This is a genomic window from Caldimonas brevitalea (assembly GCF_001017435.1).
GTDB classification, from domain to species: domain Bacteria; phylum Pseudomonadota; class Gammaproteobacteria; order Burkholderiales; family Burkholderiaceae_C; genus Caldimonas; species Caldimonas brevitalea.
In genome coordinates, this window is the sequence record NZ_CP011371.1 from 6,038,333 (window position 1) to 6,053,505 (window position 15,173).

Annotated in this window: 13 protein-coding genes; 9 read left to right on the forward strand and 4 right to left on the reverse strand. The window is 68.5% G+C overall.

Translation table 11 applies throughout. The features are described 5' to 3' along the window. Positions 1 to 122 precede the first annotated feature (122 nt). The 3 genes from AAW51_RS25770 to AAW51_RS25780 all read left to right on the forward strand — a co-directional run bounded on the left by AAW51_RS25770 (position 123) and on the right by AAW51_RS25780 (position 3,264). Positions 123 to 1,565 (forward strand): serine/threonine-protein kinase, encoded by a 1,443-nt coding sequence (locus AAW51_RS25770; protein WP_157360041.1) that lies wholly within the window; start codon positions 123 to 125, stop codon positions 1,563 to 1,565. 103 nt (positions 1,566 to 1,668) lie between these two features. Further along, positions 1,669 to 2,298, forward strand: a complete 630-nt coding sequence (locus AAW51_RS25775; RefSeq protein WP_047196907.1) for a TetR/AcrR family transcriptional regulator — start codon at positions 1,669 to 1,671, stop codon at positions 2,296 to 2,298. A gap of 60 nt (positions 2,299 to 2,358) precedes the next feature. Beyond that, positions 2,359 to 3,264, forward strand: coding sequence for an alpha/beta fold hydrolase (locus tag AAW51_RS25780; RefSeq protein WP_169788081.1), 906 nt, complete (start codon positions 2,359 to 2,361; stop codon positions 3,262 to 3,264). Between the two features lie 28 nt (positions 3,265 to 3,292). On the opposite strand, the gene AAW51_RS25785 is transcribed toward AAW51_RS25780, so the two are convergent. After that, a complete protein-coding gene (locus tag AAW51_RS25785) occupies positions 3,293 to 3,691 on the reverse strand; it encodes a winged helix-turn-helix transcriptional regulator (RefSeq protein ID WP_083438582.1) in 399 nt (132 codons plus the stop codon). Positions 3,692 to 3,749: 58 nt separating this feature from the next. Between AAW51_RS25785 and AAW51_RS25790 the strand changes: the two genes are divergently transcribed. The 5 genes from AAW51_RS25790 to AAW51_RS25810 all read left to right on the forward strand — a co-directional run bounded on the left by AAW51_RS25790 (position 3,750) and on the right by AAW51_RS25810 (position 9,325). Next, complete coding sequence (locus AAW51_RS25790) at positions 3,750 to 4,325, forward strand: nuclear transport factor 2 family protein (RefSeq protein WP_083438583.1); 576 nt, start codon at positions 3,750 to 3,752, stop codon at positions 4,323 to 4,325. A gap of 289 nt (positions 4,326 to 4,614) precedes the next feature. Beyond that, positions 4,615 to 5,514, forward strand: coding sequence for an alpha/beta hydrolase (locus AAW51_RS25795; protein ID WP_047196910.1), 900 nt, complete (start codon positions 4,615 to 4,617; stop codon positions 5,512 to 5,514). 22 nt (positions 5,515 to 5,536) lie between these two features. Beyond that, positions 5,537 to 6,166: a PDZ domain-containing protein gene (locus AAW51_RS25800; protein WP_047196911.1), complete on the forward strand. Its 630-nt coding sequence runs from the start codon at positions 5,537 to 5,539 to the stop codon at positions 6,164 to 6,166. Then, positions 6,156 to 7,058, forward strand: coding sequence for a helix-turn-helix transcriptional regulator (locus AAW51_RS28565; RefSeq protein ID WP_169788082.1), 903 nt, complete (start codon positions 6,156 to 6,158; stop codon positions 7,056 to 7,058). Before AAW51_RS25800 ends, AAW51_RS28565 begins: the two co-directional genes overlap by 11 nt. 320 nt (positions 7,059 to 7,378) lie before the next feature. Then, on the forward strand, positions 7,379 to 9,325 hold the full coding sequence (locus tag AAW51_RS25810; protein WP_157360042.1) for a glycosyl hydrolase: 1,947 nt from the start codon (positions 7,379 to 7,381) through the stop codon (positions 9,323 to 9,325). A 146-nt stretch (positions 9,326 to 9,471) separates the two neighbouring features. Here the strand turns inward: AAW51_RS25810 and AAW51_RS29530 are convergent, their stop codons facing one another. Next, complete coding sequence (locus tag AAW51_RS29530) at positions 9,472 to 11,046, reverse strand: lytic polysaccharide monooxygenase (protein ID WP_083438585.1); 1,575 nt, start codon at positions 11,044 to 11,046, stop codon at positions 9,472 to 9,474. A gap of 250 nt (positions 11,047 to 11,296) precedes the next feature. Next, positions 11,297 to 12,598, reverse strand: a complete 1,302-nt coding sequence (locus tag AAW51_RS25820; RefSeq protein WP_047196913.1) for a nucleotide sugar dehydrogenase — start codon at positions 12,596 to 12,598, stop codon at positions 11,297 to 11,299. A 232-nt stretch (positions 12,599 to 12,830) separates the two neighbouring features. On the opposite strand from AAW51_RS25820, the gene AAW51_RS25825 reads away from it, so the two are divergent. Beyond that, positions 12,831 to 13,982, forward strand: a complete 1,152-nt coding sequence (locus AAW51_RS25825; protein ID WP_169788083.1) for a glycosyltransferase family 4 protein — start codon at positions 12,831 to 12,833, stop codon at positions 13,980 to 13,982. Here AAW51_RS25825 and AAW51_RS25830 read toward each other — a convergent pair. Continuing rightward, on the reverse strand, positions 13,979 to 15,157 hold the full coding sequence (locus AAW51_RS25830) for a glycosyltransferase family 4 protein (RefSeq protein ID WP_047196915.1): 1,179 nt from the start codon (positions 15,155 to 15,157) through the stop codon (positions 13,979 to 13,981). The genes AAW51_RS25825 and AAW51_RS25830 overlap by 4 nt on opposite strands. Positions 15,158 to 15,173: the final 16 nt, after the last annotated feature.

Consider the following 15,173-nt stretch of genomic DNA (forward strand, 5'->3'; position numbering starts at 1 on the left):
GTTGCAATAGCGGCGCGCGACGCTAAGGTGAAGCTCGACCGGCGGCATCGTGCCCCCAGTGTGCAGGGGTTGCCTGATCCGGGTTGCCATCCTCTTTCAACATCACCCGGCTGGAGTGCAACGTGAACCGGAAGGCATTCCCATCCCGTCCTGAGGTGCAACGGTGGCAGGCCGTCAAACAGCTGCTCGCCGAGGCGTTGACACTGCCGCCGTCGCACCGCGACGCGCTGATGTCACGCCTGGCCGAGCAGGACGCGGCGCTGGGCGAGGAGATCCGGTCGCTCGTCGCCGCCGCAGCGCCGAGTCACACGCTGCTCGACCCGCCCGCTGTCGCGTCGCGCGACCTCCCATCGGGTCCGCAGCACGGCCCGCTGATCGGTCAGCGACTGGGCGCTTATCGGCTGGTGGCGCTGATCGGTCGCGGCGGCATGGGCGACGTTTACCGGGCCGAGCGGGCCGACGGCCAGTACGAGCTGCAGGTGGCCGTCAAGCTGATGCGCGACAGCTTCGACCGCGACCAGGCCACGGCCCGCTTCCATGCCGAACGCCAGCTGGTGGCCAGCCTCGACCATCCCAACCTCGCCCGCGTGCTCGACGGCGGTGTCACCGACGACGGCCGCCCCTACTTCGTGATGGAGCTGGTCGACGGCGAACCGATCGACCTTCATGCGCAACGCCTGCAACTGCCGGTGCGGCAACGTTTGCTGCTGTTTCGCAGCGTCTGCCAGGTGGTGCACCATGCGCATCTGCACGGCGTGGTGCACCGCGACCTCAAGCCCAGCAACATCCTGGTGAACCGGGCCGGTGTGGTCAAGCTGCTCGACTTCGGCATCGCGACCCGGCTCACGTCGGCCGGCAGCGCCGCCGGACCGCGCACCGCGACGGCCCAGCGCCTGCTCACGCTGCACTATTCCAGCCCCGAGCAGATCCAGGGCGGCCCGATCACCCCGGCCAGCGACATCTACTCGCTCGGCGTCGTGCTGCATCGTTTGCTGACCGGCGCGTCGCCTTACCTCGGCGTGCCGACGCACAACGACTTCGCACTGGCCCAGGCCATCTGCCACGACGAGCCGACGCCGCCGAGCAAGGCCGTCGCGGACCGGCAGCTGCGGGCCGAGCTGCGAGGCGACCTCGGCGCCATCGTGATGATGGCGCTGCGCAAGGAGCCGGCGCTGCGTTATGCCTCGGCGGAACAGTTGGGGGACGATGTGCTGCGCCATTTGGAGCGCCTGCCGGTCCAGGCCCGGCACGGGGCGTGGGCCTACCGGGCCGGCCGCTTCATCGTGCGCCATCGGCTCGCCTTGGGACTGGCGCTGGCGGCGCACTCGGCCGTGGTGGCCGCTTTGGCGGTGATCGCCGGCATGGCGTTCCAAGTCACCCTCGGGCATGCCTGGCTGGGCCAGGCCTTCAGCCGCATCGACACGCTGGAGCACACGGCGGCCGAGCAGCAGCGCGTGATCCGACGGCTGCAGCAACAGCTCTCCGGGGACCGGCAGCCGCCGGAGCATGCGCCGCGTCACGTCGAAGGCGGCGAAAGCTCCCCTCGGGTCGGCCGCGCCCCTTGAAGCGAGACACCCCCGTCGCCGACACGGCCCCCTGGCACGGCACGCGCGCACGAACGAAGGAACGACGCGAGAATGAGCAGGCCGTCCCATTAGAACCAGTGCCATGCCGCATTCGCCCACGCACAAGTCTCGCTCGCGCCAGCGCATCCTGGCCAGTGCGCGCGAGTTGTTCTCCAACTATGGCTTCGAGGCCACGTCCATCGACGCGGTGATGGCCCACTGCGGCCTCACACGCGGCGCCTTCTATGCGCACTTCGCGAGTAAAGGTGCGCTGTACCGGGAGGCCCTGGGGGACGGGGCCGTCGATGCCGGGCCGGTCGGCGACGTGAGCGAGGAACTCGACCGCTGGTTCCACGCTTGCCAGCCCCGCCCGGACTCGCTCGACACACCGAGCAGCGCGGCCCGATTCCTCGTCGCGGACATCGCCAGCGGCCACCCCGACGTACGCGCCGGGTATGGCCCGGCCTTCGAGGCGCTGGTGCAACGACTGGCAGAGGCAGCCGGCGATCCGACGGAGGACCGGGCCGCAGCGCTCGCGGCAGCCGCGATGGCGCTGGGCGCCTTTGCCGTTGCATCGACCGTAGACGACGCGGATCTCAAATCGCAGCTCGCGGCCACGTGCCGGGCGCAAGCGGAGCGGCTGTTGCGGCGCGACGACGTCGGTGACGAACGCCCCACCTTCTTCTGGTCACCGGACGCCCCGGCACGTCCGCACGCGCGTCGCATGCAGTGATGCCGCATCATATGTTCTTGAACATATGGTCAGAGCCGCTAGCCTGCCCGGGCTATGACGATGAAACTGATGCGGATGCTGGTCCGCTCGCTCCCGCAGCGGCTGTCCTTCAAGCTGGTCGCGGCTCTCGCAACCCGAACCCAACGGCCGCCGCTCACGCCGGCACAGGCCGAGGCGCTCGCCCTCGCCACCCGCATCCGCGTCGGGCCCGAACGCCGCCACGTCGCGTGGCAATGGGGTGAGACGGGCCCGCTGGTGGTGCTGGTGCACGGCTGGAACGGCCGGTCCGGGCAGATGGCGCCGCTGGCCGCTCACCTGGCCGCATGCGGCTTTCGTTGCATAGCGCTCGAGGTGACGGGGCACGGCGATGCACCGGGTCGACGCACGCGATGGCGCTGTTTCATCGACGAACCGGCCGAACTCGTGGCCGCCCTGCAAGGCGAGCCGGTGCATGCTGTCGTGGGGCATTCGGCCGGCGGCCTCGCCGCCATGGCCTCGCGCTCGCTGAAGGGGCTGCGCGCCCGCCGGTGGGTCTGCATCTGCTCGCCGTCGCACCCCTTTCCCCCGATCGACGTCGTGCGCAAAAAGCTGGACCCGCCTGCGGCCGTGGTGGACCTGTACCGTGAGCACATCGCGCAGCAGTTCACCACCACCTGGGCCGATCTTGCCGCCGGCCGGGCCTTCGCCGGCGCCGGACCAGAACTGCTGCTCCTGTACGACGAGGCCGACCGTGTTGTCGACCCCCTCGAGGGCGACCGCATCGCCCGCTGGTGCCCAGGTGCCCAGCTCGTCAAGACCACCGGACACGGGCACACCAAGGTGCTGGCGGCACCGGAGTTGAAAGAGAAGATCGCAGCCTTCCTGCTGGCCGAACCTCCTGCAGCGGGGTCGGCGCCGACGGACGGGGAGGCTCGCGATGCGGACATCGCCGCCCGAGGCGCGTCACTCGCCGCACCAGTGGTCTGACCGGCCACGCTGCAGGTCGGCCTGCGGCTCAAGCTCCACCGCAAAGGCCGGTCAGCTGCGTCTTGCGCCACTGACCCAGCCGGTCCAGCAACTGCATCAATGCAAGACCACGGTCGGTGAGGACATACACGACGTGACGGTCGCCGCGCCCGCTGGCGTGGCGCGCCGCAATGCCATGGTGGACAAACTGCGTCAGCTCACGGCTCAACGCCTTCTGCGTGATCGCGCCGATCTGCCGCTGCAAGGCGCGGAACCGCGTCGGGGCGCCGGCGAAGTACAGCGCCTCCAGCACGGGCATCGACCAACGACCCGAGGCGAGCGCCGCCACACTCGCAATCTCGGCGGCGCACGAGGCGCCGCCACAGTAATCGAACCCGACCACCGGCGCCGGTTCCGGACTGGTTGCCGGCGGGATACCAGACGACATGGCACGCCCCTTTTTGGAATGCTCCGGGCTCCACTCTAACCAGCCTGGAGTTCCGTGTATGTCCGACACCTCCCGCCCTCACACCTCCCGGCCCAACAGGGCCTTCGACATCCTGACCGCGACCGAACTGCCGCATGACCAAGTCGGCGACGCCACCGAGCGATGGGACGTGCTCGACGCCTTGCACCGCTTCGCGGCGGGACAGGACCTGAAAGACTGGGCGCTGTTCGCCTCGGCCTTCGCCGACGACGCCCAACTCGACTTCACGCAGCCCGCGGCCAGGCTCGGTGCGCAATTGCCCGTGCTGCGCGGGCGCGGCGACATCGTCGCGGCCATCACCGCCGCAGTGCAGGGGCTGGACACCACCCACAGCGTCTCCAATGCGCGCATCTGGGTCGAAGGCCGCCACGCGCAACTGCTCGCGCTCGTCGAGGCTCAGCACCTCCCTGCAGGCGACCACAGCCGTCACCTGTTGCTCAAAAACTTCTACCGTGTGCGGCTGCATGCAGGCGAAGGCAGGCAGTGGGCGATGACACATGTGCGGATCGACAACGCGTGGATGACCGGCGATGCCTCCGTGTTGTTCCCGGACGTCCGCGGCCGTGACCGCCCTGCCCCGACCGCAACTTGTTAAGGGACGCGACCCAAAGCGGTAGACGTCTTGCACTCATGTCCCCGAGTTCTGCAGCCCTCTTTTCACGTCTTACTTGTGTCTCACAGAAAGCAAAGTTTCATAAGTTTGCTGATTCGGTCGCCCCCACAGCAAACGACACATCTGGTGACGAACAACCCGGTTGAGTACAAGCGCCGCGGAGGGCCCCTTGGCAGCATCCGCCTCCGCCCGACCCGCCTCACCGCGTGACGGGCAAGCAAGGCGGCACGTGACAGCGGCCGCACGCAAGAGCATTCACCAGGGAGAGTCCATGAGTCGCCACATCTCGGCGACCGCGGCGTTGCGCAAGCGCGCACTCGCGGCCGCCCTCTGCCTCGCCGGACTGGCGTGGGCGCAAAGCGTCCAGGCGGGGTCGTTCACCACCACCTACCGCAACGGTTCCAACTGCAGCAGCACCTACAACATCAAAGGTGTCGAGCCCGACGACGGCAACCGCCACCCGGTGTTCCTGTATTTCGTCGGCACATCAGAGCAGTACGACAACGCCAGCGCGATGGCCGCGGTCCGCCAGATGACCGCCAAAGGCTTCGTGGCGGCGACGGTCCAATACCCCAACGCCACCTTCGGGCATTGCGGCACGCTCGGCGAGCGTGCCAGCTGCGCCTTCGATGCCAGCAGTGCCTACAGCGCCATCACGCAGCTGTGCTCGCGCGCGGCTGCCGATTGCAGCAAGGGCGTGGTGGTCGGCGGTTTCAGCCAGGGCTCGATCATCGCCACATTGGCCAAGAACTATGACGACCGGGTGGTCGCTGCCTGGGGCATGGGCACGCACATCACCTATGCCGTCTACAACCTGGCCGCCTGTATGGCCGACGGCCAGCACCGGCTGCCTTCGAGCCGCCTGCGCATCGTCAACGGCGAACTGGATTACTACGGCGGCGACGTCCCGGCCGGCCGCAACCAGGCCCAGCAGGTGACCGGCCGCCCCTGCGCGTCGAACGAGTACCACTGCCTGGGCCCGGACGGCAGCGGCTTCCGCGTGGTGCGCAACGTCGAAGTGCAAGACGGCCAGGCCGACCACTGCTACATGCGTGCGACCGGCGCCTGCCGCAGCGGACAAGACCGCAACGACCCCGGCTGGGAAAGCGGCAGCGAGGACTGGGGCTTGCCGGCGGCGCTGAACTGGCTGAACCAGTTCGTGTCGCACTGAGCACCCGCGACTGGGCATCCGCATGGCCATCCTGTTCCTGCGCCCGACCCGCAAGTACCGTCGCCGACGGCTGCAGGTTGCCGCTGCGGCACTGACCGCAGCCGCCGCATGGCAGGTGGCCAGCCTCCTGCTGCCCGAGCCGGAGCGCTTGCCGTCCGCGAGCGCCACGCCCCTGCGGACCCGTGTCACGCCACGCCCGCCCGAGCCCTCACCGCCCCGGCAGATCGAACCGCTCGCCCCATCGCTTCACCGCCGTGAAGCCACAGCGCCGCTCCTGCCGGCGGCCCGCGCTGTCGACGTGACCGAAGCGCCGTGGCGGCAGACGAATCCCCTGGTCGAGCCGGAGATGCTGACGGTGCGGCGCTTCCTCGCCGCGCAAGAGTTTCTGCGTGAAGTCCCGTTGCAGCCTTCGGGGCCGGGCGCCTACACCGTGCGCTCGGTACCGCCCAACAGCGTCTACGCACGGCTCGGGTTGCGGCCGGGGGATGTGATCCACTCGCTGGACACCTCCCACGACACAAACGTCGGCGACGGCTCGCTGGACGATGTGATGCAGCAGACCACGATGGAGATGCAGGTGCAACGCGCCGGCCGGGCGGTCACCCTGCGGTTGCGGCTGGATGTCGAGGACGGCGTCGGTCATGGCCACTAGCGCGGCACAGTCGCCCCTGCCGTGCGCCGCTTCGCCGGCAGCGATGCCGTCGGGCGAGGAGCACCTCGGCGCCAGCGCCCCCCACTGCGCGAAGTTCTACGCCGCACGCGTCGCGCAGCCACATGCCGTGATCGACGCTGCCGCGCCACGGGATCACCTGTATCGCCTCGGCGCACACGGCTTCATCTTCACCAGCGCCGGCTTCTGCAGCACGCACACCCAGCGCCATGCCGCGACCTTGTTGATCTCCGCCACGGGGCGCAGCTTCGAACTGCGGGTCGGCACACGGCGCATCCACGCTGCCGCCGCTTTCGTGCCGCCTCTGACCGCACGCTCGCTGCACGCCGTCGACGCTGCTTTGGTCAGTGTCAACGTGACACCGCTGCACGACAGCTTCGCCCACCTGGCCTGCATCCCGGCGCCGTCGGCCTTGGACTGGGGCGCCTTCGCACCGCTGCAGCCGTCGCTGCAGGCGGCTTACGAAGGCCGGCTCGAGCTCCGGGACGCGCCGGCACTGTTCGCGTCGACCTTGCAGTGCTTGTGGGCCCACCTGCCGGTGCCGTCTCCGCGGATCACGGAGCACCTGTTGCGGGCGCGTGAACTGGTGCACACGCGGGGCTATGCGAGCCTGCGTGAGATGGCGTGCGAGATGCACCTGTCGGAAGACCAGACCTCGCGGGTGGTGGCACGCGCGCTCGGCATCCCGTTGAAGAGCTACTTGGCCTGGGACAAGATGCTGGCGGCCTGCGAATGGATCTGGCGGCACAAGCCGCTGACCGAGGTGGCCCATCTCGCCGGGTACCACGACCTCGCGCATTTGACGCGCTCCTTCCGACGCCAGTTCGGCGCGCCACCGTCGTACTTTCGCGACCGCACCCGGGTGTACTTCTGACGGTCGGCTTGTGTCGGAAAAATCCCTACATCGCCACCCCGCCAAAGTGACAAAGAACGCCAAGCTGCGCTGATGTTGCGCAGCCTTGCGCAAGCCCACAATTCCGCCTGTTCGCAACGAGTGTTCAACGCATAGACGCAAGGTCTGTCACCGCTCGCTTTGCGGGGTATAGGCAGTACTTACGAATTCCGTCGCATCGCTCCGCTCGATGCCCTTGCCTGAGTCGCGTTCCCCCGCCTTTTTTTCCGGCTGCTCTGCATGCCTGGTCATCGACCGGCGTGCCGGGGTAGTGCCCAGAACCGTACTCAGGAAGCAATACCGTGTCTTCGAACATCAATCAACGTTGGGTCCCCATTCTGTCCGCTGTGTGTGCAGCCCTGTTGACCGCCTGTGGCGGCGGCGGCGGCGGCGATGACGCGGCGCAAGACGCTGGTGCCGATCTGCCGGCCGTCATCTCCACCTCGCCCGAGGTCGCCGTCACCGACACCGACACCGACACCGACACCCAAGAGGGTGCGACCACGCCGGATGCGGCCGAGGCCATCGAAACCGCCGCATCGGCCACGTCCGTCATCACCCTGCCCGCCCAAGGCGGCAGCTCGGTGCAGAGCACCCGGCTGGTCACGGCGTCGATGGAAGAGAGCTTCAGCTACACCGCGCCGGGCTGGAAGCTCAACATGTGGGGCAGCCCGATGGCGACCGCCCGCGCCAGCCGCGAAACCCGCGTCGGCTACACGCACGGCGGCACCGCGTCGCAACACTTCCAGATGACCAGCAAGGGCGGCGGCGACGCCCACCTGACCTACCCGTATGCCTTTGCCAAGGGCAAGACCTATCGCTCGACGCTGTGGGTGCGCACCGATGTGCCCACCAACGTGACGGTGCAGATGCGCCGCGACGCGCCGCCGTGGGACGCCTTCGGCACCAAGACCATCCAGGCCAACTCGACCTGGCAGAAGGTCGAGATCACCGGCACCTATCCGGGCACCACGAGCGGCACGCTGCGCGTCGCGTCGGGCACCCCCGGCGCGAACCTGTGGATCGACGACGTCACCATCGAACAGCTGGAGTTCAACGACCTGGCCCCGTTCAGCACTGCGCCGATCCCCGACACGCTGTTCGGCATGCACGTCAACAAGCTGGGCGTGCACCAGAACTACCCGAAGGTCGGCCACCACGTGGTGCGGCTGTGGAACACCGGCACCACCTGGCGTGACCTGGAGCCGAGCCGTGGCGTGTGGTCGTGGGCGACCGGCACCGGCGGCGGCAAGCGCCTGGACATGTACGTCGACTTCGTCAAGCGCAACGATCCGAACGCGGCCATCCTGTACACGCTGGGCCAGACGCCGCTGTGGGCCTCCAGCACCCCCTCGGTGAAGGGCCTGTACGGCTACGGCGCGGCGGGTGCGCCCACCAACATGAACGACTGGCGCAACTATGTGCGCGAGGTGGCACGCCGCTACGCGGGCAAGATCAAGTACTTCGAGCTGTGGAACGAGCCTGACTACCAGCCGCACTACAACGGCACCATGCAGCAGATGGTCGAGATGGCCCGCATCGCCCACGAGGAAGTGAAGGCGGTCGACCCGACCAACGTGGTGGTGTCGCCCGGTGTCACGACCGGCCAGGGCATGGGCTTCCTGAACAACTTCCTGGCGGCCGGTGGCGGTGCTCACGTGGACAACATCGGCTACCACTGGTACTTCAGCACCTCGCCCGAGAAGATCGCCGCGTCGATCGGCAACGTGCGCCAGATGATGAACAACTACGGCGTGGGCAACAAGCCGCTGTGGAACACGGAAGGCGCGCCGGGTTGCGATGCGCTGACCACCACCTGCGAGACCTTCGTGCCGACCCTGCAGCAGAAGCGTTCGTCGACGGCGCGTGCGCTGATGATCATGTGGGCCAAGGGTGTCAGCAACTTCAACTACCACATCTGGGAGAGCGGTGACCCGCTGGCCAAATTGGTGGAGTCGGACTACCTGACCCCGACCGAAGCGTCGAAGGCCTACACCGCGATGGTGGGCTGGATGCGCGGTGCCCAACTGGTCGACGCCTATGCTCTGAACAACCAGATCTACGTGTTCAAGCTGCAGCGTGGCACCGAGCACCAGTATGTGCTGTGGTCGACGGTCGAGGGCCAGCAGGTGCAACTGCCGGACGCCTGGACGGTTTCCACCGTCGCGACGCTGATGGGCACCTCGTCCGCCCTGCCGGCCTCGCGTCAGATCACGCTGGGTCTGGAGCCGGTGCTGCTGCGCCGCTGAGCATGACCCCGGGCTGCGCAGGCAGTCCGACCCAGCCTTCTAAAGGCCCGCCACCCGAGTGGCGGGCCTTTTTCATGGGCGGGCAGGCATCGTGCGCCACGCCTCTCGTCCCGTGGCACGAGGGGCGCGGTGTCGGACGCCACCCGTCACTTGTCCGCGCAGAACCCGGCTTGGGTGTAGCTGGCGCCGGGCGCGAGGTCGCGCTGCCAGGGCGGACCGGACAAGCTCAGCCGGTTGCCGCTTTGCGTGTGGACCGCGTTCCAGACCTGGTTGACCGTGCCCACCACCGGCAGGCTGGCCGACCAGTTGGCCACCGCGGTGCTGCCGTTGTTGGTCACCTTCAGGGTGGCGCAATAGCCGCTCTGCCAGTCGTTGCTGACGCTGTAGCTCGCGGTCACCGGCGCTGCAGCGCCTTGCACTTGGACGAAGGCACTGGCGAGGTCCGCCCCGTTCGCATAGACACGGTTGGCCGTGCCATCCGCCGCCGGCGTGACCTGGCCGCCCTTCAGCACACCCACCCGCACAACGCCGGCCTCGGCATTGACCGCACGCGCCAGCGCGAGCGGCCATGCCGTGGCGCCGGCGTTGGCGGCGGTGAGGGTCAGCGGCGTCGCGGGCACATAGCGGTCCTGCCCGGCGCGGGACACCAGGCGCAGTTGCACCTTGTCGCCGGCCTGCAGGGCGCGGGCGGTCTGCGTCAGGGCCCCCAGGTCGGTCCAGGTGGACGCGCTGGCCGGCTGGTGGGTGAATGACTTCGACGTGCTGCTCCTGCCGTCCGCCCCGCTGACCTGCAACGAAACCTGCACCGTGCCGGCCGCCGTGGGCGCCGCGTAGTGCAACCGGGTGGTGGCCGCGGTGCTGTTCTCGAAACGGTAGAGGCCGGGGTTGGGGGCGTTGAGGGTCCACTTGTAGCTCAAGCCCGCGCCGGCCGAGCCGGAGCCGTCGAGCACCAGCGAGCCCTGCCCGGTGAGGGCCTCCACATCCGGCTGCGCAGCGATACGGGCCTCGACCTTGGGCCCGGGCGCCGTGCCACCGTCGAACACGACGTCGGCACAACTGTGGAAACGCTCCAGCGTCGGCGGCAGCCGGCCCCATTCGCCGTAGATCACATGGCGGCCGCTGCGGACCGGCACGCTGCAGTAGGTGTGGAACTGCTGTGTCGCCTTGGCGGCGACCACGTCGCCGTTGGCCTGCGGGTTCTTGTCGTCGTATTTCAGTGTGCAGAACGGCGCCGGTTCAAAGTCGTCCCAGGTCAGCGGCTTGGTGGGCGAGAACACGAAGCCCGGCTTGGTGATCCAGTAGCGGAACTCTTCGGTGTCGTCGAAATGCGGGCCCCACGAGATGTTCCAGGTGAACTTGTGGCGGCCGGCGGACATCTTGCTGGTCGGCCAGTTCATCGCAGTGTCCCAGGGGGTGGCGCCGCCCTTCCAGGTTTCACTGCCGAAGCCGCACACATGCTGGGGCAGCGGCGTGACGGCGGCCCGCCCGCGGGTATGCGTCAGCACGCTCATGAAGTTGTAGCCACCGTTGCGATCCGCCGCGAAGGCCTGCGCACACTCGGGATGCTGCGCGGCGCTGCCGGTGTGGTTGGGCTTGGTGACGGAACCGCAGAACCAGTTGCGCGACGGCGGGTCCTGGATCAAGCCGTGGGCGCAGGCCGCGCCACCGGCGGCCCACGCCGCGGCGGCCAGCAGCAGCCGCTGGAGGGAGGGTTGCAACATGTCGGTCTCCTTTCAAAGGGTTGCGCCGCCGATGGAGCGGCCGCGTTGTGATCAGCACATTCGAGGCGCGGAAACAGTGGTACCGGTTCCGTTTTGGCACGACACCGCGCCACCTCAGCCGCTTGGGCTCAGGCCTTTCAAGCGAGGTCGTACCGATCAGGGGTGGATCACGAAGCGGTGCCGGCGGTCAGCGTCGTGCACACTGACATTGGCGTCGAAGCTGGCGATGGCGCTGTAACCAATTGGCAGGTCAAGCCTTGACGATATGGTCGGCCGGATGCAGATAGCGGCCACGGCAGTCGACGATCAGGGTCGCGTGCCGCTCGATCAGGTCGTAGTCGAACCGGTCATGGTCGGTGGCCAGCAGCACACAGTCGTAGCGGCCCAGGCTGTCGGCGCAGATCGGCTCGCTGCGCAGGTCGAACCGGTACTCGCGCATCTTCGGAAACACCGGGACGTGCGGGTCGCTGTAGTGCACCTCGGCCCCGAGACCGCGCAGCTTGTCCATCATGCAGACCGACGGCGATTCGCGGGTGTCGCCGACGTTCTTCTTGTAGGCGATGCCCAGCACCAGCACCCGGCTGCCGTTGACCGCTCGCTTGCGGCGGTTGAGCGCAGCGCTCACCTTCGCGACCGCATAGTCGGGCATCGCGGCGTTGACCTCGCCGGCCAGTTCGATGAAGCGGGTGTGCAGCCCGTACTCGCGCGCCTTCCAGGTGAGATAGAAGGGGTCGATGGGAATGCAATGGCCGCCGAGCCCCGGCCCGGGGTGGTAGGGCACGAAGCCGAACGGCTTGGTCGCCGCGGCACGGATCACCTCGTGGATGTCGATGCCCATCCGGTCGGCCACGATCTTCAGTTCGTTGACCAGACCGATATTGACCGCACGGTGGATGTTTTCGAGCAGCTTGGTCATCTCGGCCACCCGCGTGCTCGACACCGGCACCACCTGCTCGATCACGCTGCCATACAGCGCCAGGCCGATCTGCAGGCAAGCCGCTGTGTGCCCGCCGCACACCTTGGGAATGGTGTGCGTGCTGAAGTTCGGGTTGCCGGGGTCTTCCCGTTCCGGGGAGTACACGAGGAACGCATCCACCCCCACCGTCAGCCCGCGCGATTCGAGGCGCGGCAACAGGTGCTCTTCGGTGGTGCCGGGGTAGGTGGTCGATTCGAGCGAGACAACCTGTCCGGGCCGCAGGTGCGGCAGCAGGGCCTCGGCCGTGCCCAGGATGAACGACAGGTCGGGTTCGCGGTGACTGTTGAGCGGCGTCGGCACACACAGGATCAGCGCATCGGCCTCGCCGGCGCGGCTGAGATCGAGCGTGGCCTCGAAACAGGGCCGGGCCTTCGTCACCCGTTCGGCCGGGATGTGCTCGATGTAGGTCTGGCCGGCATTCAGGGCGTCGACCTTGGCGGGATCGATGTCGAAGGCCAGCACGCGAAAGCCCGACTCCGCAAAGCGCAGCATCAAGGGCAGCCCGACATACCCGAGCCCGACGATGCCCACCAGCGCGGAGCGGTCGGCGATCTTGGCGGCGAGTGTGTGCTGCATGCGCGTCCTGGGTTCGAGCCCGGCACGAACGCCGGAGCAATGACGTGTCGGCAGCGGCTCCGATGGGCCGGCCCCTGCGCCTCGGCCTACAGCCGCCGGGCGCGCGGTCGATTGTAGTGAGCGTCCCCGTCTTGCGGTGACCTCCCGACATCGGCGCGACACCCTCTTCCGGGCGGGTGTCGACGGCGCGAGCCACCCCTACAATCCGCGCCACATCGTTTCATCCCCATCCGTGGTTGCCCCTTCCCGTGCTCGCGTGATCGTCGTGCAGGAGATCGTCCCGCACTACCGCCTGCGGTTGTTCGAGCTGCTGCACCAGCAGCTGGCCTCGGCAGGCGTCGACCTGAAAGTGGTGTACGGCGCGCCCAATGCCGAGCAGGCCGCCAAGCACGATCTGGTCGAGTTGCCGGCGGAGATCGGCCTGCCGGTGCGCAATCTGTGGCTGGGCGGCAAAGTGCTGCACCAGCCGGTGATCAACCGTCTGCTGCGCGCCGACCTGGCCGTCTTGCCCAATGCGGCGAAGTACCTGCCCAACTATTTTTTCTGGCTGACCGGCCGCCGGCGCTCGCCTCGGCTGGGCTTCTGGGTCTACCACACGCAGCAGCGTGCGGCCGATCGCTCGATCAAGGAGACGATCAGCCGGCGCATGATGCGCGGCGCCAGTTGGTGGTTCGCCTACACGGGCAGCACGCGCGACTATCTGCTCCAGACCGGCGCGGCCGACGAGCGCATCACCGTGCTGAACAACAGCGTGGACGTGGCCGGCTTCCGGGCACGGCTGGCCTCGGTGACGGCCGACGACCTCTCGCGGCTGTCGAAGCAGCTCGGCCTCGACCCAAAGGCACCCATCGGCTTGTTCTGCGGCGGGCTGCACCGCGACAAGCGGCTGGAGTTCCTGTTCGAGGCCTTGCGTTGCCTGCACCGCCAGTGCCCCGAGTTTCAGCTGCTCGTGATCGGGGACGGCAGCTGCCGCCATCAGGTGGTGCAGGCCGCCGCCCAGGACCGGCGTATCCACTACCTGGGGCCCTTGTTCGGCCACGACAAGGCGGTCTGCTTCCGGCTGGCGCAGCTGTTCCTCTGCCCGGGGCTGGTCGGCCTGGGCATCCTCGACGCCTTTGCCGCCGGGCTGCCGCTGGTCACCACCGACCTGCCCATCCACAGCCCCGAGATCGACTATCTGCAGCACGGCGTCAACGGCTGGATGACACCGCACGATCCGCAGGCCTACGCCGACGCGGTGCTGGACCTGCTGCATGCCCCCGTGCGCCGGCAGGCCCTGGGGCAGCAGGCCCTCGTCGATGCAGGCCGCCACTCGATCGACGCCATGGCCGAGCGCTATGCCGACGGCATCCTGCGCTGCCTGACCTCGCCGGGCTCGGTCTAAGCTGCGACCTCGGCACCGCGCGACGCCGCAGCCTGCTCGTAGATCTCGATCAGCTGCCGGTGGTTGGCCGCGTCGCTGTAGCGGGCCTCGTAGACCCGGCGCGCCTCGGCACCCATCTCGGCCAAACGCTGCGGATGCGCGAGGGCCCACGCGACCTTGGCCGCCAGGTCGGCGGCGTCCCCAGGGGTGCACAGCAGGCCGGTGACGCCGTCCTCGATCGTCTCGGCCATCGTTCCGAAGCGTCCGGCGATCACCGGCAAGCCGCAGGCGAAGGCCTCGGCGATCACCATCGGAAAGCCTTCGAGCGCGATGGACGGCATGACCAGGAGGCTGGCGCGCCGCATCGCGGCCGCCACCTCGGGCCATGGCTGGTGGCCGCGCAGCGTGATGCGCGGATTCGAGGCGGCTCGCAAGTCCGCCTCCAGCGGCCCCGTGCCGAGCACTTGCAGCGGCGCATCCACCTCCTCCCAGGCTCGGGCGAGCACCCTCACGCCTTTCTCCGCGGTGAGGCGCCCGACAAACAAGGCGCCCTCGCGCGCACCGGCAGGAGGCGACCCCGGGTCCATGATGAAGTTCGGCTTCACGACGGTCCGGTCGGCCGGCACGCCGGCCTCGACATACTGACGCCGTGCCGACTCGGACAGCGCGATGAAGCGATGCACCCGCCGCTGCAAGGTGCCGGCGCGCCGGTGCACGTCCAGCGCGCGCGCGACGAGCAGCGAGCCCAGCCACGAATCACGGTAGCAACGGTGCCAGGCGGCCCAGTAGGTCGAGCCTTTGACGCAGAGGTCGCAGTCCTTGCCGTCGCGGAACTGGAAACCGTTCGCACAGCACACCGAACGGAAGTCGTGCAGCGTCTGGATCACCGGCACACCCGCTTGTGCTGCCGCGTCGTAGGCCGACCAGGTGATGCGCGGAAACAGGTTGTGGCAGTGCATCACATCGGGCTGGAACTCTGCGATGTGCTGCGCCAGCCGGTCCCGCACCGCCGGGTTGTAGGCGAGGTGCAGAGCAGTCTCGAGCCGCGGCCCCCAGCGGTTCAGGTCGTCGTTGCGCAACGTCCACAGCGACACCTCGTGCCCTCGCGAGCGCAGCATCGCCGACTCGTTGGCCACCACGCTGTCGTCGCCTCCGAAGTTGAGGTAGTGGTTCTGGACGATGAGCACGCGCTTCATCTCGCGGCGCCCTTCG